The sequence below is a fragment of the Pseudomonas sp. DP-17 genome, from assembly GCF_022380625.1.
Lineage (GTDB): Bacteria > Pseudomonadota > Gammaproteobacteria > Pseudomonadales > Pseudomonadaceae > Pseudomonas > Pseudomonas nitroreducens_A.
Genome location: NZ_JAKSXG010000004.1, coordinates 109,634 through 131,484, shown reverse-complemented (window position 1 = coordinate 131,484; position 21,851 = coordinate 109,634). Strand labels below are relative to the sequence as shown.

Genomic DNA, 21,851 nt, shown 5'->3' with positions numbered 1-21,851 from the left:
CGAGTCATGCCCATCGCCTCGCGCCTGCTGGCGCTCGCCTTCCTCGCCGCGCTGCCAGCCAGCCTGCTGGCTCAGGACAGCTTCCCCACCCCCGACGCGGCCGCCGACGCCTTCATCACCGCCCTGGGCACCGAAAAGGCCGACCCCGAACGCCTGGCCGCCCTGCTGGGCAAGGACTGGCAGAGCTATATACCCACCGCCGGCATCGACCGGAGCGAGGTCGACGCCTTCCTCGCCCACTACAAGGACAAGCACCGGATCGAGAAGGACAACGCCCACCTCGCCCATCTGGTCGTTGGCAACGACCCTTGGACCCTGCCCCTGCCGATCGTCCATGAGAAGAACGGCTGGGCTTTCAACGCCAAGGCCGGCGGCGAGGAAATCCGCATCCGCCGCATCGGCCGCAACGAGGAATCGACCCTGGAAGCCGTGCAGGCCTACCACGATGCGCAAATGGACTACGCCGAGGTGGACCGCAACGGCGACGGCGTCCTCGAATATGCGCAGCAGTTCGTCAGCAGCGACGGCCACCATGACGGGCTGTACTGGCCGGAGGAAGACGGCGGCGAGGAAAGCCCGCTCGGCCCGCTGTTCGGCGACGATCTGCCGGGCGACGGCTGGCACGGCTATCACTACCGCATCCTCACCGCCCAGGGCCCCTCGGCGCCTGGTGGCGCCTACGACTACCTGATCGGCGGGCGGATGACCCGCGGCTTTGCCCTCGTCGCCTGGCCGGTGAAGTACGGCGACAGCGGCGTGATGAGTTTCATGATCAGCCACGATGGCGAGATCTTCTCCAAGAACCTCGGCCCGGAGAGCGACAGGATCGCCAAGAAGATGACTCGGTTCGACCCGGACAGCAGCTGGACCGAGGTCACTGCGGAGGAAGAAAAGCCCTGAGCGGCTGAACCCGTCCGGCCGCCCTGCGGTCGGACGGGTTCTGGGAAAGCCCACCGCTTTCCCGGCTTCCGGCGGGCCGGAACGGGCTGTCATGAGCCTGAAACAAATACCCTGCCAACGAGCCAACCGACTGTCGCCAGCGAAAAACCACATGGTAGAATTCGCCGCGCTATTGCCTGGCGTCACCAGGCCACGCTGGCCGGCATGCCGGTCACGGCTGCACGGGGTGACGACCGGGGCGTTTCTTTATTCAAGGCTTTGCGGCCACTCACTCATCAAGGCCCATGAGACTCACGCCCACTGCCCTGCTCCTCTTCCTGAGCATCTTCCTGCTTCCCGGCATCAGCGCCGCTGCCGGCAAGACCGTCTATGGCCTGAACGAATACGCCCGGATCAACGACCTGGACATCGAACTGGCCGCCAAGCTCGACACCGGCGCCAAGACCGCCTCCCTCAGCGCCCGCGACATCAAGCGCTTCAAGCGCGACGGCGAGACCTGGGTACGCTTCTACCTGGCCACCGACACCGCCGACAGCCAGCCGATCGAGAAACCCCTGGCGCGCATCAGCAAGATCAAGCGTCGCCACGGCGACTACGACCCCGACGAAGGCAAGGCCTACACTGCGCGCCCGGTGATCGAGCTTCAGCTGTGCATGGGCAAGGCCCTGCGTACCATCGAAGTGAACCTTACCGACCGCAGCGCCTTCCAATACCCGCTTCTGATCGGCTCCGACGCGCTCAAGCGCTTCGGCGCCCTGGTCGACCCGAGCCTGAAATACGCTGCCGGCAAGCCCGGCTGCCAACCCGTAGCGAAACCTGCCGAGTAATCCCATGCGCTCTCTTACCCTGCATCTGAAGGTCCTGATCGCCATCCTGCTGACGCTGGGCGTCGCGATCACCGCCTACCAGATCTTCGTCCTCGGCATACCCATGACCGAGGCCGAGACCGACGACCTGTGGAACATCGACGCCAAGGTCGAGTTCGTCGCCACGCCGAAGACTCCGGTGAAGGTGCAGATGTTCGTACCGCCGCTGACCCAGGATTACGTCAGCCTCAACGAGAGCTTTGTCTCCAACAACTACGGCGTGGGCATCAACCGCTCCGACGGCAACCGCAAGGTCACCTGGTCCTCGCGCCGCGCCAACGGCCAGCAGACCCTCTACTACCGTCTGGTGCTGACCAAGCGCTATGCCGGCGCCACCGAGAAGGCCAAGGAGAAGGGCCCGATCTTCCGCGACAGCCTGCCGCTGGAAGGCCCGGACAAGATCGCCGCCGAAGCCCTGATCGCGCCCATCCGCCAGCACTCGGCGGACGTCGAGACCTTCGTCAGCGAAGCGATCAAGCGCGCCAACAACCTCAATGACGACAACGTGAAACTGCTGCTGGCCGGCGACACCAGCCTGGACAAGCGTTCCCACGTGGTCGAAACCCTGCTCGCGGTGGCCCACGTGCCGCTGGAGCGCGTGCACACCATCCGCCTGGTCGCCAACCAGCCGCAGCAACCCGAGCTTTGGCTGCGCAGCTACAACGGCAAGGAGTGGCTGTACTTCAACCCGGAAACCGGCGAGCGCGGCCTGCCCGCCGACCGCCTGATCTGGTGGCTGGGTGACGAAAGCCTGCTGTCGATCGAAGGTGGCAAGAAGGCCCAGGTCAGCTTCAGCCTCAACAGCAGCGAGATGAACGCCATCCGCCTGGCCAAGCTGTCGGACGAGAACACCGACGCAGCCTTCCTCGAGTACTCCCTGTACGGCCTGCCGCTGTCCACCCAGCAGACCTTCCAGATCATGATCATGATCCCCTTCGGCGTGCTGGTGATCCTGGTGCTGCGCAACCTGATCGGCCTGCAGACCCTGGGTACCTTCACCCCGGTGCTGATCGCCCTCGCCTTCCGCGAGACCGGCCTGCAGTGGGGCATCGGCCTGTTCACCGTGATCACCGCGCTGGGCCTGTCGCTACGCTCGTACCTGGAACACCTGAAGTTGCAGATGCTGCCGCGCCTGTCGGTGGTGCTGACCTTCGTGGTGGTGATGATCGCCGCCATCAGCCTGCTCAGCCACAAGCTCGGCTTCGAGAGCGGCCTGTCGGTCGCCCTGTTCCCGATGGTGATCCTGACCATGAGCATCGAGCGCCTGTCGATCACCTGGGAAGAGCGCGGCGCCGCCCACGCCATGAAGGCCGCCATCGGCACCCTGTTCGCCGCTGCGCTGGCGCATATCCTCATGCGCGTACCGGAGCTGGTGTACTTCGTGTTCACCTTCCCGGCCGTGCTGCTGATCCTGGTGTCGTTCATGCTGGCGATGGGTCGCTACCGCGGTTACCGCCTGACCGAACTGTTCCGCTTCAAAGCCTTCCTCAAGGACTAAGCCATGTTCGGCCTGATCAAGCGATGGAAAGCCCTGGAAGCCAAAGGCATCATGGGCATCAACCGACGCAACGCGGACTACGTGCTCAAGTACAACCAGCGGCACCTGTACCCGATCGTCGACGACAAGATCATCACCAAGCAGCGTGCCATCGAGGCGGGCATCCACGTACCGGAAATGTATGGGATCATCTCCACCGAGAAGGAGATCGAACGCCTGCCGGAAATCATCGGCGAACGCAGCGACTTCGTGATCAAGCCGGCGCAGGGCGCCGGCGGCGACGGCATCCTGGTGATCGCCGACCGCTTCGAGGAGCGCTACAAGACGGTTTCCGGGCGGATCATCAGCCATGAGGAAATCGAGCACCAGCTCTCGAGCATCCTCACCGGCCTGTACTCCCTGGGCGGCCACCGCGACCGCGCACTGATCGAGTACCGGGTGACCCCGGACCAGATCTTCAAGAGCATCAGCTACGAAGGCGTGCCGGACATCCGCATCATCGTGCTGATGGGCTACCCGGTGATGGCGATGCTGCGCCTGCCCACCCGCCAGTCCAACGGCAAGGCCAACCTGCACCAGGGCGCCATCGGCGTGGGTGTGGACCTGGCCACCGGCCTGACCCTGCGCGGCACCTGGCTGAACAACAAGATCAGCAAGCACCCGGACACCACCAACGCCGTGGACGGCGTGCAGCTGCCCAACTGGGACGGCTTCATGAAGCTCGCCGCCGGTTGCTATGAGCTGTGCGGCCTGGGCTACATCGGCGTGGACATGGTGCTGGACCAGGACAAGGGCCCGCTGATCCTCGAGCTCAATGCCCGCCCTGGCCTGAACATCCAGATCGCCAACGACTGCGGCCTGACCCTGCGCACCCATGCCGTCGAGGCGCACCTCGCCGAGCTGGAGGCCAAGGGCGTGAAGGAGACCGTGGAAGAGCGCGTGCGCTTCTCCCAGCAGCTCTTCGGCCACGTGCATCCGAAGGAAATCTGAGGCGCCCTGCCCCACGAAAAAAGCCCGGCGATCGTCGGGCTTTTTATTGCGCCGAGGGAAACGCTGCGAACCCGTGGGAGCGAGTCAGCGCACCACCGCCAGCTCGAAGCCACCCTGGTCACCGTGCTCACGCACCTTCATCCCCGCCTCGTTCACCGCCAGGTCTTCCAGCGGGCGTTTGTAGGGCTTGTTGTCGAGGGTCTGCAGGCTGCGGTCCTCATCGGTGGTGAGTAGCAGCACGTAGCGCTCGCCCTGGTTGGCCCGCACCGGGACGGTTCCCTCGATGAAGGCGTAGCGGTACCAGGTTTCCGGATTGAGCTTGTACACGGCGTCACTCACCAGCCGAGTCGGACGCTTCTGTTCGTCGAGGAACAGCAGCGACGGATACACCACCTGGTGGTTGGCGAAGCTGCGCACGCGCAGGCCGTAGACGCGCTGGGAACTGGGCAGTTTCATCGCCACGAAGTAGCTCTTGCCCATGGGGAAATCGAAACTCGGGGAGAATTTGTTCAACTCCTCGTAGCGCGGCTCGTCCGAGGACAGCTCGGTGAAGTCGCCATCGCCCATCTGCTCGCAACAGCGCCGTTGCAGGTCGACATAGAGATCGTCCAGGGTCTTGCCGCTGCCCTTGAGCAGTGCCTTCATGGCATCGGTCTGCTCGCCCATGCCGTCGAGCCCAGGCAGGTTGTTCGGGCCGCCCTTCAGATCGATCTGACGGCCCTCGGTGAAGGCGATATTGCTGCCGCCCTGCTCGCCGCGACGGAACATCGCCCCGCGCTGTTCCGCCGTGATCGGCGAGTTGCGCACCTGGCCCTTGTCATCGACCCAGGTGAAGTACGGGTTGCCGTTTTCGCTGCGGACGAAGCCGCGGTCTTCGTAGGACTCCGCGTCGATGTACTCGGAGGAGTGGTCGCCGTTGGGCAGCACGTAATCGGCGCGGCCGGGCGCTACCTGGCCGGCAGCATAGAAGCTGTTCTGCAGGTTGCCCTGGGCGTCCACCCAGGTGAAGTAGCGGCGCTTGCTCTCCCCTGCCGGTCGGCTGCCCGGCCACTGTGTGGCGCTGAGGTCGATCAGCCGCGCGCGGTCGCTCTGGTCGATGCGCTTGTCCGCCTGACGCTGCTGCTGGGTGTAGTTGGCGTCGACGAAGGTGTTGTGCACCTGGCCGCTGTCGTCGATCCACGACAGGTAGCGGCCGCTGGCGGCCTGGGCCGATGCACTCACGCCGGCGGCGGCGAGGCAGGAAATCAGGAGGGTCAGCCTGTTCATGTCGTTGCCCTCAGAAGGTGGTGCGGTAGGTCATGGCGAAGACGTAGGCCTTCACCGTGGTGCTGACGTCAAGGCCGGCATAGGGGTTGTAGACCAGGTTGTCGATGCCGGTGCAGTTGAGGTTGCAGCTGGTGCCCGCCTTGATGCTCTGCTTGGAGACGAAGTAGTTGAAGCCCAGGTCGATGACCGTGTCCTTGTCCCACTGGTAGCCCAGGCCCAGCCCGTAGAGGTTGGCATCGCCGATGGGCACCAGGGCGTCGGCCTTGTCCTTGGGAATCGCCGAGGGACGGTACTCGTAGCCGGCCCTTAGTTGCAGGCGGTCGTTGACGTCGTACTGCATCCCCATGGCGTAGCTCCAGGTGTCCTGGTAGCCGCGGTCGAGAATGATGCTGTGGTCGGTGGCGCCGTTGGGGGCGAAGTTCTTGGCGATGCGCAGCAGATCGAGTTCCTTGTCGAATTCGATTTCCAGCTTGTTCCAGTCGCTGTAGTCAGTCCATTTCAGGTCGAAGTTGAACTGCCATTTGTCGAACGGACGCACCTTGATGCCGGTGGAGAAGCTGTCCGGGTTGACCATGTTCAGCGTCGCCACGCCGTGTTCTTCCTCGGCATTGCCGTAGGGAAACAGCGGGCTGAGGAAAGCGCCGAACACCGAGCTCTGCATGCCGGACCAGAAGCCCTGCCAATCCTTGGTGTAGTCGACGCGGTACTTGCCCTTGAGGTGCATGCGCGATTCGCTCTGGTAGGTCGCCCCCCAGGCGAGCCAGTCGTAGGGCTCCCAGAGCACGCCCAGGTTGAAGCTGGGCGACAGGGTCTGCTGCATGTCCAGCTTGAGGTTGGCCAGCGAGTCGTAGGGGCCGATGCGCCCGCCGCAGACGTTGAACACCAGCTCGACGATTTCCTGCGCGCCCGGCACGCAGGTGGTGTCGTGCAGGGTCTGCAGCAGACCGGTGAGCAGGCCCGGGTTGCGGAAGTCGGTGTCCAGTGCCATGGCCTGGTGGGAGAAACCGATGCTCAAGCCCACCGACAGGTCGTCGTTGACCTCATAGCCCACCGAGGGCGAGAAGTAGGTGATGCGCTGCAGCGAGACGCGGCGCCCTTCGTAGCGCGCCGGGTCGCTGTCCGAATCGCGCGAATAGCCCAGGGCCTGGGGTGCGTAGACGTTGGTGGCGAAGGTGAACTTGGAGCCAGGCGGGTTGATCGACAAGCCAGCCAGCGGCGCCACCAGCAGTGGCATGTCGGTCATGCCGCCGAGGCCGGGCAGGTACATGGTCGGGGTCAGGGTGCGGCTGTTTTCGCCCGCCACCGGGTCGTTGTCCAGGCCGAAGGAAGAAGAACCGTAGTCAGGCGGCGCCTTGAAGCCGGCGCGGATATCCATGACCCCGGTGATCAGCTTGATCTGGGTCTGACGGCCCTTGAGCTTGGTCAGGGCGGCGGGGTTGTAGTGCACCGCGTCGATGCCGGTGGAGTCGGCCGTGACCGCGTTGGCCATGGCCATGGCCTTGGGGTTGCCGATGGTCAGGTCGTTGGCCAGTTGGGCGTCGGCCAGCGTCGCCCAGCCAAGCCCTACCCCTGCCATCGCCACCGCGAGGGGCGAAATGCGCATAGTCATGTGGTGGTCGCTCGTCGGTTACTGGGCTTTGAGGCCTTGGATATCCAGGGGAAGGGAAACCCCCAGCAGTACATCCGGCGAGTCTTCGGTCAGACCGAAACCGGCGTTCACGTTGACGATGTAGTCCGGCGATGTTCGCAGGCCGAGCGAGAAGTTCATGATCGCGCTGGTCTGCTCGGGCGCCTCGACCGTTCGGTCGTTGAAGTAGTACTTGTTCTTGAACGAGTAGGCCATCTGGTAGGAGGTGGCCAGGGAAACGTCGTAGGACAGCGCGTAGGCCATGCCCATGGCGAAGTTCAGGGTATCGCCCGGCACCACCTTCTCCAGTTCTTCGCCGTACTGGTTCTGGTGGATGTCGTCGACCTTCATGTTGTAGGTGTAACCGAGCGAGCCGTAGAGCACGACCGGGTCGATCACGTAGGACATGTTGGCGCCGGCGCCCAGGCTGTAGAAACCGTTGCCGGTGGAAACGTCGTCCTGCACGTTGCCCTTGTACGGGCTGTCGCCGGTGGGCAGGCCCAGGGTTGCGTAGAGCGTGGTGACCGGCCGGCCGCGGCGCGCGGCCCAGGGTTGCCAGCGCAGGGTCGCGGAGATGTCGCCCAGGCTGTAGGCATGGATGTCGCGTTCGGTGTCGTACTTGGCCACGAACGGCAGGCGCATGCTGAAGGTCAGGTTGTCCCAGATGCCGTAGTCGAAGGTGAAGGAGTTGGTGAAGGTGTGCTGCGCCTCGCTCTGGGCCAGCACGCTGTAGACGTTTTCGCCGCTGCGCACGGCCTGCAGGCGCGTATCGCGCATCAGGGTGTAGTCGAATCCGTAGGTCAGCTGGCGCTCACCCTTCTTGAGCAGGGTGTAGCTCTTCTCGGCGGCCTGGAATACCTGCTCGAGCGCCTTGGCGCTGTCGGCGTCGGTGTCCTTCTTGGCCAGCGCATCTCGCGCGTCCTCGGTTGTCGCTTCCTCGGCGATGGTGCTGGTACTTGCCAGCAAGGCCAGAGCGGCAACGCACGCAAACCCCTTGAAATCCATGTTGCTATCCCCTGGTCTTGTTCTTATTCGTATGGGCCGATCGGGCGGTCACTTGCGCCGGATGTACTGCACATCTCCATTCGTGGCGGCTTCGCCAATCTGGTTCTGGGTGATCTTGCTCATCTGCGGGAACTCGCGGAAAGCCAGCAGGCTGACGGTCCGGTCGTCCACCAGGCGCAGGTCGGCCTCGCGCAGCTCCAGGGCGTTTTTCGGCTCCTGGCCACTGGGGTAGATGACGAAGAGTACGTTCTGGTCCCAGATTTCCTCGAAACGGGCGCGGGTGAAACTGATGTTGCCCAAGGCAGGATCGGCAACGAAAACGTGGTCGTTGTAGACATCGCGGACCACGACGAAATGCTTGAAGCCGGCATAGTGGATCGGCACCAGCGCCGGATGTTCGAGCGAGTCCAGGTCGGAGAACTCGGCACGGAAGCCACCACTCTTGTAGCCGAGTGCGGCGGCGTAGCGCTTCATGTCCAGAAGCGAGAATCCACGGCGCTGGACGATCTTGTCGGCCTCGCCGTACTTGATCAGGCCTTCCATGACCTGACGCTCTTCCAGGTTGCGTCCCAGGTAGTAGTCCAGCAGCGTGGTCAGCGCCGCCGAGCCGCAGCTGTAGTCGTAGGCCTGGCGGATGACATTGCGGAACTGCACCTGGCTCATCGGCTCGAGCTGGACCGACTCGCGGAAGGGACCGTTGGGCGTGAGCGGCTGCGAGATGTTCACTGTGCCCTGCTGTTGCGGCTTGGTATCCACGGCCTGGGTAAAACCGAACAGGCCCAGCAGGCTTCCCAGCAGAATCTCGAACATCCCACCCCTCGCTTCAAATTCTGGAAGTCATTCCTGGAAGACCCTCGCCGGCAGGCGCCGGCAAGGGGTACTGCGCTGCAACCTTCGGGATCAGTGACCCCAGACCTTCACGGTCGAGCCGGCCAGGTTCAGGTTGGAAACGGTCAGCGAGCCGATGCTGGCGCCGCCGGTGCCGACCTTGACGGCGTCGATGGTCACGTCGCCGGTCACGGTGGGCAGGCCGATGGCCAGTTGCTCGGTGGCAACAGCGGTGCCGCCGCCAACCGGAGTGATGTTGGTTTTCACCACGTCGACGGTCATCGGGGCGTTGTCGGCGATGGTCACGCTCGGCAGGTGGATACCCTGCAGGACCAGGGAACCGCCGTTGGTGTCGGCGTCCTTGTAGGTGACAGCGCCGATGGAGGCGTTGAAGGTACCGGAAATGCTGATGCCATCCTGGCCGGTGATACCGGACAGTGCAGCGTCATCCATGGATTTCATGTCGGCATGTGCCAGGAACGGAGCGGCCAGAACTGCGCTTGCAAGAACCAGTTGCTTGATTTTCATTGTTATAACTCTCCAGTGTTCAGGTGGGGTTGCCCCAGGCACTGCAAGGGGCGTCCTACCCCGCTGCAGGTTGACCGGCTGCTGCCGATCTTCCAGACCCCCGACTTCTTCCTTAGGCGCCGCGGGCATGGATTCGTGAAGCACGTAGCTTCGCGTCCTGATCTCCAAGCTACTGACCCGCCGTGAACCTGCCAGCCCATCCAAGGGATGGCGCAAAACCAACCTTCCGACTCAAGCTTCGCTCAGCAATCCCAGACTCTTCCCCTTGAGCACAGCCTGGGTCCGACTGCGCACGCCGAGCTTGGCGAACAGGTTGTGCAGATGCCACTTGATGGTGGCCTCCGACAGATGCACCGCCTGGGCGATGTCCCGGTTCGACAAGCCCGCCGCCACGAGCCGCAGGATCTCCCGCTCTCGATGACTAACATCTTGATTTTCATCGAAACTTTCAGGGTCGACGGAGAGCCTGCGGCACTGCTCGCGAAGCATCTCCGCCACCCCCTGCCAGGCCGACGCGCGCTTGGGCTCGGCACCCTTCCAGGCCTCCCAGAGCGGCAGCAGCCACAGGGCGTCGTCCTGGAACAGGCGCCGATAGCCCAGGTTCCAGGCTTCCTCAAGGGTGGGGGCGAACAAGGCGAAGGCTTTTTCGCTGTTACCTTTCTGCCAATACGCCACAGAAAGTAACAGCGAAAGACGCAACCGCCGGTCGCGCTGATAAGGCGAGGTAAAGCCCGCCAGGCACGATTCCAGACGCTGCTGCGCACGCTCGGCATGGCGCTCGGAAAGCGCCAGGCGCGCCTCCGCCATCACCAGCGCCGCATGGGCATCGGCATAGCGTTCGGCGTTGAGCCCCGAGAGATGCCGCGCCAGTTGCAGGCACACGCGCTCGGCCTCGTTGGGCCGTCGCATCCACAGCAACAGCTGCACCTTGCAACTCATGGCCAGTGCATGCACCCGCTCGTAGCCCGGCGACTGCAGGCCAACCAGCCATTCGTCGAGCTGGGCCAGACCTTGCTCAGCCTCACCGGCAAAGAATCGCGCCTTGGCCATTACCAACTGGCCGCGGCTGATCAGCTCCACCGGCGTGGCGACGTCGCGCCAGGTGGTCGCCAAAGGCAGTTCGGCGAGGATCGCTGCGTGGCGATCCTGCTCGTACAGCAGGTCCGCGTAGGCCAGGGACAACGGCCCGCCGACCCGGCTGCGCCGGCCGAAAACCCTTTCCACGCGGCCGCGCGCGCTCTCGGCGATGGTCCGGCCGCGCTCCAGTTCACCGCGCTCCTTGCAGATCAGCGCCTCGATCATGCTGACGACGACCTGAAGGTATTCGCTGTCGGCCATGCGCAGGCAATCGCGGGCGACGCCGATGGCATTGGCCGCCTCGGCGTAATCGCCCAGCAGCGCATAGGCCGCCGCCTGGATGCACGACAGGCTGGCGCGGAACACCGGCTGATTGCCCGGCACCAGCGCCAGCCACTGGCGCGCCACCTTCAGGCAGGCCTCCAGCTTGTCCTGGTAGAGCAGCACCAGCGCCTTGAGCACCTGGGCCACGGCGAGCAGCTCGGCCATGCCGAAGTGGCGCACCTTGCCCTGCCCCTGCAGCAGCCGGACGCTCAGCTCCTCGATCAGCGCCTCGGCCTCGGCGAACTTCTGCTCGAAGGCCAGTTGCCAGGCGTAGAAGATCTGGAACACCGGGTGCTCGCGGATCACCTCGGCGGGGATGCTGCTGAGCATGCCGAGGATGCCGTAGACGCGGTTACCGGCGATCAGCTTGGCGCCCTGGCGCTCCAGCAGGTCGGCGGCGAAGGCATAGTCACGGGCACGCAGGGCGTACTTGATCGCCCGATCCGCCATGTCCCTCCCCTCGCACCAGCGCGCGGCGGCGTGCAGTAGCGGCGTCGGGTCGGAGTTGCGCGCCAGGCGGCCCTGGAGGAACTCGGCGAACAGATGGTGGTAACGGAACCACTCGCGCTGGTCGTCCAGCGGGATGATGAACAGCTGCTCGTTCTGCAGCCGCATCAGCATGTCCAGGCCATCGCGGCGCCCGGTCAGGGCATTGCACAGCTCGGCGCAGAATTCGTCGAGCACCGAAGTCTGGTCGAGGAACTGCTGCAGCGGCTCGGGCAGGCTGCGCAGCACATCCTCGGCGAGGTAGTCGGCGAGGTCGCGCTCGGTGCCGGAAAGCCCCTTGAGCAAGGCCACGCGGTCCGGGTTACGCGCCAGCGCCAGGGCGGCGAGATGCAGCGCGGTGATCCAGCCCTCGGTGCGCTTGTGCAGCAGCTTGAGCTCGCTGTCGCTCAGGGCCAGGCCCTTCAGCCCGGTGAGGAAGGTGTCGGTTTCCTCGCGGGTCAGGCGCAGGTCGTCGCCGCTCAGGCAGAAGGCCCAGGGCGCCAGGCCCGGTTCGTCCACCAAAAAGCGCGGGCGATAGCGGGTGCTGGTGACCAGGCGGATGTTGTCCGGCAGGTGCTCGATCAGGTAGCGCGCACCGTGGGCCAGTGCCGGGTGACGGATCTGGTGGAAGTCATCGAGCAGCAGGTAGAGCGGCCCGTCGAGACGGCGCAGGTCGGAAAGGAAGGCGTCGATGATGCCTTCCAGCGGCAGGGTCATGTCCGATTGCAGCAGGTTCGAGGTGTTGGCACCGAACTCCGCTTCGACGCTGCGGATGCTCGCCACCAGATACTGCACCAGGCGCTGCGGCTCGCTGTCGCCTTCATCGCAGGACATCCACGCGACCCGCGCGCCGCTCTCCACCAGGCGCTGGCGGAACAGGCTGAGGATGGTGCTCTTGCCGAAGCCGGCCGGCGCGCTGAGGATCAGCACGCGCTGCTGGCGGTTGGCGTACAGGCGGTCGATAAGGGCGCGACGCGGCAGCAACGAATCGCTGTCGGCGCGTGGCGGAAACAGCTTGGTGCGCAGCAGCGGCATGGGCTGCTGTGGCAGTGTGGTCAGGGTCGTCATGTCAGAGCAGACTCAGCTCGCGGGCACGGCGTATCGCTTGGGTCCGATTGCGTACCTTGAGCTTCTCGTAGATGTTGTGCAGGTGCCATTTGACGGTGCCCAGGGCCAGCGACAGCTGCTGGCCGATCTCCTCGTTGGAAAGTCCCTGGGCCGCCAGGCATACCACCTCGCGCTCGCGGTCGGTCAGACCTTCTTCGAGCACTTCGGGCGACCTGCGTGCTTCCTGCCCCGGCCAGACGGTCAACATTCCGCGAATGAAGACCTGCAGCGCCGGTTGCCGCTCGGTGGATTCCAGTTGCTGCAGCAACTGCCGAATCCCCTCGCCTTCCTCGATGAAGATGCTCCGCACCCCTTCCCGTTCGGCGCCGACCAGGCATTGGCCGAGCAGGCTGTGGGAACGTTCCTGATAGCCCAGGCGCTGGTAGCTCAGGGCCGCCAGCAGGTCCAGGCGCAGCCGTTGCAGGCCGTGCCAGCCCGGCTGCAGCATGCCGCGCAGCTGGGTGATTTCGTGCAGCGCCTCACTGAAGTGCCCGCGCGCCTGGAGCAGGCGCACGCGGCTGATGCCCTGCACCCAGAGCACCGGGTTGAACGACATCTGCTTGTAGTGACTGGCCAGTTTCGCCCAGTCGATCGCCTTGAGCCGCTGCTCGGCGCGCTTGCAGCGGTCGGTGGCGGTTTCCTGGAGAATCAGATTGACCTCCTCGCCCACCGCCATGGCGAAGAAGCGCCAGGACTGGTTGCGCGAGGCCAGGGTCTGCATCAGCCCGAGTGTGGCCAGCGCCTCCTTGCCGCGCCCCTGCAGGCGCTGGATACGCGCCAGGCACTGCATGCCCTGGGCGTAGAGATCGATCGGGTTGACCACGTCGACCCGGCCCAGCGCCCAGCGCAGACGCTCTTCCAGGCCGTCCAGCTCGGTGCGGTAGTAGGCGGTCAGCGCTTCGGCGATGGCCGGAAGCGCCAGGGCCTGGGAGCGCTTGTCGAACAGCGGCATGGCCTGCTCGCGCACCCGCTCGATGAGCATCTGCGCCTGCTTGACCTGACCCTGCTCCAGCGCCAGCACCACTTCGATGGTGCACTGCTGCATGTGCAGGTAGCGACCATCGAGGAAGTGGTTGCGCTGCTGCGCCAGGCCCATCAGGCGACGCGCCTGTTCCGCCTGGCCACGCACGACCTGGGCGAAGGCTCCGATCAGCAGGATGGCGCCTTCCAGGAACGCCGAGTTCTGGCCCAGCTGGCTCTCCACCTTGCGCGCCAGGGTGATGCACTGCTCGAGATCATCCTTCTGTAGCGCCAGCACGGCCTTCACCGCCAGCGCGGAGAGGTACTGATTGCCCATCGGGCCGCTGCCGCGCGAGTCGCCCCAGCGCGCCAGCAGCTCGTCGATCATGCGGTTGGCTTCGGGCAGGCTGAGCTCGGTGGCGCGGGTCCAGACGTCGCTGAGCACGAGGATCGGGTAGCGCTCGGCGATCTCGTTCGGCACGTGCTTGCGCCAGCGCGAGATCAGGTAGAGCTGGCCCCGGTTGATCAGATCCAGGCCGCAGCCATCCACCAGTGCGGCGAGCATCTCCGGGTCTTCGGCGAGGCAGGCATGCTCGATGGCCAGGGTCGGCATATGGTGGTTGGTGAACCACAGGCTGGCGTTGAAGTGCAGTTGCTTGAAGCGCTCCGGGTCGCGCTCGCGCAGGCGGGCGCGGAGGAAGTCGGCGAACAGCTGGTGGAAGCGGTACCACTGGCGGTCGCGGTCCAGCGGCAGGAGGAACAGCTGCATGCTGTCCAGGTGCTCGAGCAGCGCCTGGCCATCCTGGCGACCGGTCAGGGTGTTTGCCAGGTCGCCATTCAGGCGATTGGCGATCCCCAGAGACAGCAGCGCGCCCTGCACATCGGCAGGCAGACGCTCGAACACGGCGCGCAGCAGGTAATCCCCCACCGCCGCCTTGTCGCTGCTGAGCACTTTGAGGTCTTCCGATGCGCCCGGCTGCTGGCGCAGCCACAGACTGACCAGGTGAACCCCTGCCATCCAACCTTCGGTCTGGTTGTGCAGCGACTGCAGGCAGCTATCTTCGAGTTGCAGGCCGTCGCGGGCCAGGTATTCACGGGTTTCGTCGCGGGACAGGCGCAGCTCGTCCTGGCCGATTTCCAGCAGCAGGCCCTTGGCGCGCCAGGTGGCGAGGTTCAGTGGCGGCTGGGAACGGCTGCCGATGGCCAGGGTGAGGCCGGGCGGTGCGTATTGCACCAGGCGATTGAGACCGGCGTAGACGTCGGAATGGGTGATCTCATGCAGGTCGTCGAGTACCAGCAGGACCTTGTGCTCGTCGCGGGAAAGGTCCATCAGCAGGCTTTCCATGACCGCGACCACGGGCACGCGCATGGTGTTGTGCACGTACCCCAGCGCATCCTCGCCAATGCCCGGCACGGCGGTGGCCAGGGCCTGGATGAGTTTCAGGCAGAAACGGCCGGGATCGTCGTCGTCGCTCTCCAGGGAAAGCCAGGCGACTGGGTGGCCTTCGCCGGCACGCTTGCCGGCCAGTGCCGCCAGTGCGGTGGTCTTGCCGAAACCGGCGGGCGCCGTGAAGGACAGCACCGAGGCATAAGGATGTCGGTCCAGGGCATTCTGGACCTCAGGACGAATCAAATAATCAGCAGGCACCCGAGGGGGTGTTAATCTGGAGCGCAGAAGGCTGCCGGCTGCGGGTTCGAGCACTACATCCACGGCCTGTATCCCTATGTCATTATCGTTGTTGGTACGGAGCACTGTCCGCGTGGGATTCGTCACTTCTTATCAGAATGCTTTTCCTACGTAAACCGAAGAAATAGCTCTAGGATCGACCCTTCAGCCGACCTGATCACCTCATTTGCCTGCACGCCGTTACCCATGCCTGACTGTTTCCTGCACCCGCTTCCTTATCAGGAAGACCCGGGTGAACGCTTCGCCCTGATCCATCGGGCGCCCGGCGCCGTACTCCTGGACGCCGGTCGACCCATTGCCACACGTGGACGCTATGACCTTCTGAGCGCCTGGCCATTGGCAGAACTGGCACCGACCGCCGACGAATCGGCCAAGAGTTTTTTTGCCCGCGCGCGAACCGCCCTGCAGAGCCTGGGCGAGGCCAAGGTGCCGGACAATCGCGAGCTGCCATTCGTCGGCGGAATGATTGGCTATCTCGGTTATGACTTCGGCCGACGTGTCGAGCGGCTGCCCGAGCCGAACCTCGACGACCTCGCCCTGCCCGACGCTCGCCTTGGCCTGTATGGCTGGGCGTTGGTCACCGACCACGAGGCATGCAGCAGCCAGCTGGTGTTCCACCCGTCATTGCCGACCAGCGAGCGGAAGCGCCTGATCGCCCTGTTCGAAGGCGCCCGCGGCGACGAAGCGCTGCCGCCCTTCCGGCTCTCCGCGCCATTCCTGCCAGACATCACCCGCGAGCAATACCGCGAGGCGCTGGAGCGAGTGCACGGTTACATCCTCGCCGGCGACTGTTACCAGGTGAATTACACGCAGCGTTTCCGCGCGCCCTGCAGCGGATCGCCCTGGCTGGCCTACCGTGCGCTGCGCGAGGCGTGTCCTACCCCCTTTGCCGGCTATCTGGCATTGCCTGAAGGTGCCGTCCTCAGCCTGTCGCCGGAGCGCTTCATCCAGCTCCACGGCAACCAGGTGGAAACCCGTCCGATCAAGGGCACCCGTCCGCGCGGCGACACGCCCGAGGCCGACCTGGCCAACGCCGATGCGCTGCTCGCCAGCGAAAAGGACCGCGCCGAGAACCTGATGATCGTCGACCTGCTGCGCAACGACCTGGGCCGCAGCTGTCGCGCCGGCAGCGTGCGCGTGCCCGAACTCTTCGCGATAGAGACCTACCCCAACGTCCACCACCTGGTCAGCAGCGTGCGAGGCGAACTGGCGGAAGGAAAGGACGCACTGGACCTGCTCGAAGGCAGCTTCCCCGGCGGCTCCATCACTGGTGCGCCGAAGGTCCGCGCCATGCAGATCATCGACGAACTGGAGCCGACCCGGCGCAGCATCTACTGCGGCAGCCTGCTCTACCTCGACGTGCGCGGCGAGATGGACAGCTCCATCGCCATCCGCACTGTGCTGGTGAAGGACGGCCAGGCGAGCTGCTGGGCCGGCGGCGGCATCGTGGCCGACTCCGACTGGGAAGAGGAATACCAGGAGTCGCTGACCAAGGTAGGCGTGCTGCTGCGAACCCTGGAAAGTCTGTAGGAGCGGATCTTATCCGCGAACCGGCCGACAGGCCGGCCTGAAGGGCATCGCGGACAAGGTCCGCTCCTACAAAAGCGCCAAAGGAAAAAGCCCCGCATCAGCGGGGCTTTTTCGTCACAGCCGGTATTACAGGCTGAGCGGGCGGTTGGACGCCTTGAGGAACTCCTTCTTCAGGTCCTCATAGGTGTGCACGGCCGGGAACTGCGGGAACTCGCGAATCACGTTGTCCGGCGCGTGGAACAGGATGCCGGCGTGGGCTTCGGAGAGCATGGTGGTGTCGTTGTAGGAATCGCCAGCAGCGATCACACGGTAGTACAGGCTCTTGAAGGCGATGACCGACTGACGCTTCGGATCCTTCTGGCGCAGCTGGTAACTGACGACGCGATCGGTCTCGTCGGTAATCAGCTTGTGGCACAGCAGGGTCGGGAAACCGAGCTGGCGCATCAGCGGCTGGGAGAATTCGTAGAAGGTGTCGGAAAGGATCACCACCTGGAAGCGCTCGCGCAGCCAGTCGACGAATTCCACCGCGCCCTCCAGCGGCTTCAGGGTAGCGATCACTTCCTGGATGTCCGACAGCTTCAGGCCGTGCTCGTCGAGAATGCGCAGACGCTGCTTCATCAGCACGTCGTAGTCCGGGATATCACGGGTCGTCGCCTTCAGCGCATCGATACCGGTTTTTTCAGCGAAGGCGATCCAGATTTCCGGAACCAGGACCCCTTCCAGGTCGAGACAGGCGATTTCCACGAACGATTTCCCCGCAGGATTGGCTTGAGAGGCGGGCACTCTAGCGGCTCGCTGGAAGCGGCGCAACGCGCCACTTATACCCAAAAACCACAGTCCACCAACCCGATGGTTATTTAGGGGCATATCCCGCTCTTTGCTACCATCGCGCCACGCACCGCCCTGCGCCATTAAAACTAGGAATACCGCCTGATGAGCCTCCCGTTCGATATCGCGGAAACTGCCGCGAGCTATGCCAGCAAATCCCCGCAGGACATCCTGAAGCTCGCCTTCGAGCATTTTGGCGATGAGCTGTGGATTTCCTTCAGCGGTGCCGAGGACGTGGTGCTGGTGGACATGGCCTGGAAGCTCAACAAGAACGTCAAGGTGTTCAGCCTGGACACCGGCCGCCTGCACCCGGAGACCTACCGCTTCATCGAGCAGGTACGCGAGCACTACGGCATCGCCATCGAAGTGATGACCCCGGACTCGCGCCTGCTGGAGCCCTTCGTCAAGGAAAAGGGTCTGTTCAGCTTCTTCAAGGACGGCCATGGCGAGTGCTGCGGCATCCGCAAGATCGAGCCGCTCAAGCGCAAGCTGTCCACCGTGACCGCCTGGGCCACCGGCCAGCGCAAGGACCAGAGCCCCGGCACGCGCAGCCAGGTAGCGGTGGTCGAACTCGACGGCGCCTTCTCCACCCCGGAGAAACCGCTGATCAAGTTCAACCCGCTGGCCAACATGAGCAGCGAAGAAGTCTGGGCCTACATCCGCATGCTGGAAATTCCCTACAACAGCCTGCACGAACGCGGCTTCATCAGCATCGGCTGCGAGCCGTGCACCCGCCCGGTACTGCCGAACCAGCACGAGCGCGAAGGCCGCTGGTGGTGGGAAGAAGCCACGCAGAAAGAGTGCGGCCTGCACGCCGGTAATTTGATCACCAAGGCCTGAAGCCTTACCCTCGGCTGACGGAAATTTCCTTGTCAGCCCGCAGCCCAGGATCGGACGCCTGCACGCCTGCGGCGGAGCCGATCCCATGCGCATCACCCTGGTGAAGAAGGTCCTTGCCGATGGCCAGGACTGCCGCAAGTGCCGCGAAGTCCACGAGCGACTGGAGAAAGGCGGCTACCTCTCCCGCATCGACCGCACCCTGGTCGCCGACGAGCGCAACCCGGCCAGCACCGGTTGGCTGGTCGCGACCCAGTATGGCGTGGATACCGCGCCCTTCTTCGTCGTCCGCCACGATGACGGCCGCGAGGTCGTCTACACGGTATTCATGAGCTTTCTCCACGAGGTGCTCGAAGGTCGTGGCGAACTGCCGCTGGATTCCCGCGAAGCCCTGGCCGAACTGGCCCAGCGCGACGATCTGGATCGCCTGTAGAGCTCACGTTTGACGCTTTCTTGATGGCCGACAAGCCAGACTGTGCTCCCCTCCCCTGATGCATGAGGAAGCTGTCCCATGGCCGACGGCTCGGACCGCACACGCCCCCGTATTCCCGGCACCGTCTGGGCGCTGGGTTTCGTCAGCCTGTTCATGGATGTGTCGTCCGAACTGCTGCACAGTCTCCTGCCGCTGTTCCTGGTCGGCAGTCTGGGGCTGAGCATGGTCGCGGTCGGACTGATCGAAGGCATCGCCGAAGCCACCGCGCTGATCGTCAAGGTGTTCTCGGGCGCCATCAGCGACTTCCTCGGCCGGCGCAAGGGCCTGGTACTGTTCGGCTACGGCCTCGCGGCGCTCTCCAAGCCGCTGTTCCCGTTGGCCACCTCGGGCGAGACGATCTTCGCCGCGCGCCTGCTCGACCGCATCGGCAAGGGCATCCGCGGCGCGCCGCGCGACGCGCTGATCGCCGACGTCTCGCCAGCTTCGATCCGTGGCGCCTGCTTCGGCCTGCGGCAGTCCATGGACACCGTCGGCGCCTTCGCCGGCCCCCTGCTGGCCATCGTGCTGATGCTCTGGCTGGGCAACGACCTGCCGCTGGTGTTCTGGTTCGCCTGCATTCCCGCCGGCATCGCGGTGCTGGCCATCGTCTTCTTCGTCAAGGAACCGGAACAGGCGGAAGGCACCCATCGCTTCCGCTCGCCGATCCATCGCGACGCTATGCGCAGTTTCCCGGCGCGCTACTGGTGGGTGGTCGGTATCGGCGCGGTGTTCACTCTCGCCCGTTTCAGCGAAGCTTTCCTGGTGCTGCGCGCCCAGGACATGGGCCTGCCGATGGCCTGGACGCCGGTGGTGATGGTGGTAATGGCCCTGCTGTTCATGCTCTCGGCCTACCCGGTGGGCTGGTGGTCGGACCGCACCGACCGCACCGGTCTGCTGGCCATCGGCATGCTGCTTCTGGTGGCGGCCGACCTGCTGCTGGCCTGGGCCGACTCCACGCCGCTGATGCTCGTCGGCGTCGCGCTCTGGGGCCTGCACATGGGGTTCACCCAGGGGCTGCTGGCGACCTTGATTGCCGACACCACCCCAGCCGACCTCAAGGGCACCGCTTTCGGCGTGTTCAACCTTGCCAGCGGCATCGCCATGCTGCTGGCCAGCGTGCTGGCCGGCTGGCTGTGGCAGAGCTTCGGCGCCAGCTGGACCTTTTTCATCGGTGCCGCGCTGGCCTTCGCTGCCTTGCTTTTACTGCGCTGGCGTATTCGCTAAGGCACCGGCAGGAGCGGGCCTGCTCGCGAATCGGGGCCACCGGGCACGCCGACGTTGGGCCGCGATTCCCAGCAGAATCGCGGCGTTTTTCCGTGAGCCCAGCGCCATAGGACCGGCGCCGTGCAATCAGTAGATCGGCAGTTCGATGCCGTCGAACAGCTCATCCAACTCGGTCTTGTTGTGGCACTGCACGGCCTTGGCCAGCAGGTCGCGGGTCAGGTGCGGGGCGAACTTCTCGATGAAGTCGCACATGAAGCCGCGCAGGAAGGTGCCGCGACGGAAGCCGATCTTGGTCACGCTGGATTCGAACAGGTGGCTGGCGTCGAGCATCACGAGGTCGTTGTCGAGCTTCGGGTCCACCGCCATGTGAGCCACGATGCCCACGCCCAGGCCCAGGCGCACGTAGGTCTTGATCACGTCGGCGTCGGCAGCTGTGAACACCACTTTCGGGACCAGGCCACGCTGGTTGAAGGCTTCGTCGAGCTTGGAGCGGCCGGTGAAGCCGAATACGTAGGTGACGATGGGCTGCTCGGCGAGCAGTTCCAGGGTCAGCTTCGGCACCTTGGTCAGCGGGTGGCCCTGGGGCACGATCACGCAACGGTTCCAGCGGTAGCACGGCATCATGATCAGATCGCCGAAGAGCTCCAGCGCCTCGGTGGCAATGGCGAAGTCGACGGTGCCGTCGGCGGCCATCTCGGCGATCTGCATCGGCGTGCCCTGGTGCATGTGCAGGGAAACGTCCGGGTACTGCTTGATGAAGCCGCTGATCACGCCGGGCAGCGCATAACGCGCCTGGGTGTGGGTGGTGGCGATGGACAGCGTGCCCTTCTTCTCGTTGGAGAATTCCTGGGCGATCTGCTTGATGCTCTCGACCTTGCGCAGGATCTCGCCGGCGGTGGTGATGATGCGCTCGCCGGCCGGGGTGACGCGGGTCAGGTGCTTGCCGCTGCGGGCGAAGACTTCGACGCCCAGTTCGTCTTCCAGCAGGCGGATCTGCTTGCTGATGCCGGGCTGGGAGGTGTACAGGCTTTGGGCAGTGGCCGAGACGTTCAGATCGTGGTGCGCGACTTCCCAGATATAGCGCAGTTGCTGAAGCTTCATGGAATTTCCTCGAAATGAATGTCGCGACCCGCGATGAGGGGCTTGTCGTTTTATAACCATATTAATGGTTTAAGGAATAAAACTAGACGTTTTTTTTCGCTCTGCATGCCATTCGTCTAAAGCCCCACGGAAACTCCGGGCTTGTCCGACGTATCGTCACAAAGCTTTCAGCGGTGCTGCAGCATCGGCACCAGGTAGACCGGTACCTCGGCCAGTTGCACCAGGCGCGCGGCGGTGCGCCCCAGCGGCGTGTTCAGCCCTTCCCCGTGGCTATGACTGCCGGCGACGATGATGTCGACATCCAGGCGCTTGGCCTCGTCGAGAATCACCATCGGCGCGTCCCCCTGCAGCACGCGCACCGAGCGGATCAGCGCGGCGTCCTGATGCGCTTCCCCCAGTTCGTCGCGGAACCCTTCCATTACCCGCTGCTCGATGCTGGCCATGACATTGGTCAGGCCATTGGTGCGCATCTCCTTCAGCGTGCCTTCGTCCAGGTAGGTCTGCAGGACGGATTCGGCAAACAGCCCCAGCGGCTCCACGGCATGCACGACATACACTTCGGCTCCGTAGGCACGGGCCAGCGAAAATGCGTGCTGGAGGACGTAAGGGGCGTAAAGACCGAGGTCGGTGGCGTAAAGAATCGTTCGGATCATGCGGCCTCCTCGACAGCCTGCGCGGCGGGGCCTATCCAGCAGCGTAGCAGGAGAACG

18 protein-coding genes are annotated in these 21,851 nt (G+C 64.6%); 8 read left to right on the top strand and 10 right to left on the bottom strand.

Annotated elements, in window-relative coordinates; all coding sequences use genetic code 11:
• Nucleotides 1–6 precede the first annotated feature (6 nt).
• The 4 genes from MJ122_RS10010 (at nt 7) to MJ122_RS09995 (ending at nt 4,254) form a co-directional block, all read left to right on the top strand.
• Complete coding sequence (locus tag MJ122_RS10010) at nt 7–900, top strand: DUF2950 domain-containing protein (protein WP_088417480.1); 894 nt, start codon at nt 7–9, stop codon at nt 898–900.
• Between the two features lie 284 nt (nt 901–1,184).
• Nucleotides 1,185–1,727: an ATP-dependent zinc protease gene (locus tag MJ122_RS10005; RefSeq protein ID WP_017516887.1), complete on the top strand. Its 543-nt coding sequence runs from the start codon at nt 1,185–1,187 to the stop codon at nt 1,725–1,727.
• Nucleotides 1,728–1,731: 4 nt separating this feature from the next.
• Nucleotides 1,732–3,264, top strand: a complete 1,533-nt coding sequence (locus MJ122_RS10000) for an inactive transglutaminase family protein (RefSeq protein WP_017516888.1) — start codon at nt 1,732–1,734, stop codon at nt 3,262–3,264.
• A gap of 3 nt (nt 3,265–3,267) precedes the next feature.
• Entirely contained in the window at nt 3,268–4,254 is a 987-nt protein-coding gene (locus MJ122_RS09995; RefSeq protein ID WP_017516889.1) for an alpha-L-glutamate ligase-like protein, read from the top strand.
• A gap of 84 nt (nt 4,255–4,338) precedes the next feature.
• Here the strand turns inward: MJ122_RS09995 and MJ122_RS09990 are convergent, their stop codons facing one another.
• From MJ122_RS09990 to MJ122_RS09960, 7 genes are all read right to left on the bottom strand, one after another.
• Complete coding sequence (locus MJ122_RS09990; protein WP_239744047.1) at nt 4,339–5,520, bottom strand: MalM family protein; 1,182 nt, start codon at nt 5,518–5,520, stop codon at nt 4,339–4,341.
• Nucleotides 5,521–5,530: 10 nt separating this feature from the next.
• Nucleotides 5,531–7,129: an outer membrane protein transport protein gene (locus MJ122_RS09985; RefSeq protein WP_088417482.1), complete on the bottom strand. Its 1,599-nt coding sequence runs from the start codon at nt 7,127–7,129 to the stop codon at nt 5,531–5,533.
• 18 nt (nt 7,130–7,147) lie between these two features.
• Complete coding sequence (locus MJ122_RS09980; RefSeq protein WP_088417483.1) at nt 7,148–8,152, bottom strand: transporter; 1,005 nt, start codon at nt 8,150–8,152, stop codon at nt 7,148–7,150.
• Nucleotides 8,153–8,200: 48 nt separating this feature from the next.
• Nucleotides 8,201–8,962, bottom strand: coding sequence for a C39 family peptidase (locus MJ122_RS09975; RefSeq protein ID WP_017516893.1), 762 nt, complete (start codon nt 8,960–8,962; stop codon nt 8,201–8,203).
• A gap of 90 nt (nt 8,963–9,052) precedes the next feature.
• Complete coding sequence (locus MJ122_RS09970; protein WP_017516894.1) at nt 9,053–9,508, bottom strand: DUF6160 family protein; 456 nt, start codon at nt 9,506–9,508, stop codon at nt 9,053–9,055.
• 231 nt (nt 9,509–9,739) lie between these two features.
• Nucleotides 9,740–12,463 carry a helix-turn-helix transcriptional regulator gene (locus MJ122_RS09965; protein WP_239744045.1) on the bottom strand — a complete coding sequence of 908 codons (2,724 nt, stop codon included), beginning with the start codon at nt 12,461–12,463 and terminating at the stop codon, nt 9,740–9,742.
• Between the two features lies 1 nt (nt 12,464).
• Entirely contained in the window at nt 12,465–15,173 is a 2,709-nt protein-coding gene (locus MJ122_RS09960) for a helix-turn-helix transcriptional regulator (RefSeq protein ID WP_088417485.1), read from the bottom strand.
• 162 nt (nt 15,174–15,335) lie between these two features.
• Between MJ122_RS09960 and pabB the strand changes: the two genes are divergently transcribed.
• Nucleotides 15,336–16,679, top strand: coding sequence for an aminodeoxychorismate synthase component I (gene pabB, locus MJ122_RS09955; protein ID WP_239744043.1), 1,344 nt, complete (start codon nt 15,336–15,338; stop codon nt 16,677–16,679).
• Between the two features lie 126 nt (nt 16,680–16,805).
• Here pabB and thrH read toward each other — a convergent pair whose 3' ends face one another.
• Complete coding sequence (gene thrH / locus MJ122_RS09950; RefSeq protein ID WP_017516898.1) at nt 16,806–17,423, bottom strand: bifunctional phosphoserine phosphatase/homoserine phosphotransferase ThrH; 618 nt, start codon at nt 17,421–17,423, stop codon at nt 16,806–16,808.
• Nucleotides 17,424–17,612: 189 nt separating this feature from the next.
• Between thrH and MJ122_RS09945 the strand changes: the two genes are divergently transcribed.
• The 3 genes from MJ122_RS09945 to MJ122_RS09935 all read left to right on the top strand — a co-directional run bounded on the left by MJ122_RS09945 (nt 17,613) and on the right by MJ122_RS09935 (nt 20,040).
• Nucleotides 17,613–18,347 carry a phosphoadenylyl-sulfate reductase gene (locus MJ122_RS09945; protein ID WP_239744040.1) on the top strand — a complete coding sequence of 245 codons (735 nt, stop codon included), beginning with the start codon at nt 17,613–17,615 and terminating at the stop codon, nt 18,345–18,347.
• Nucleotides 18,348–18,432: 85 nt separating this feature from the next.
• Nucleotides 18,433–18,777 carry a hypothetical protein gene (locus tag MJ122_RS09940; protein WP_239744038.1) on the top strand — a complete coding sequence of 115 codons (345 nt, stop codon included), beginning with the start codon at nt 18,433–18,435 and terminating at the stop codon, nt 18,775–18,777.
• A 78-nt stretch (nt 18,778–18,855) separates the two neighbouring features.
• Nucleotides 18,856–20,040 carry an MFS transporter gene (locus MJ122_RS09935; protein ID WP_239744036.1) on the top strand — a complete coding sequence of 395 codons (1,185 nt, stop codon included), beginning with the start codon at nt 18,856–18,858 and terminating at the stop codon, nt 20,038–20,040.
• A gap of 126 nt (nt 20,041–20,166) precedes the next feature.
• Here MJ122_RS09935 and cysB read toward each other — a convergent pair whose 3' ends face one another.
• On the bottom strand, nt 20,167–21,141 hold the full coding sequence (gene cysB / locus MJ122_RS09930; RefSeq protein ID WP_192433759.1) for an HTH-type transcriptional regulator CysB: 975 nt from the start codon (nt 21,139–21,141) through the stop codon (nt 20,167–20,169).
• Nucleotides 21,142–21,308: 167 nt separating this feature from the next.
• Nucleotides 21,309–21,794, bottom strand: a complete 486-nt coding sequence (locus MJ122_RS09925; RefSeq protein WP_239744034.1) for a universal stress protein — start codon at nt 21,792–21,794, stop codon at nt 21,309–21,311.
• Nucleotides 21,795–21,851 lie beyond the last annotated feature (57 nt).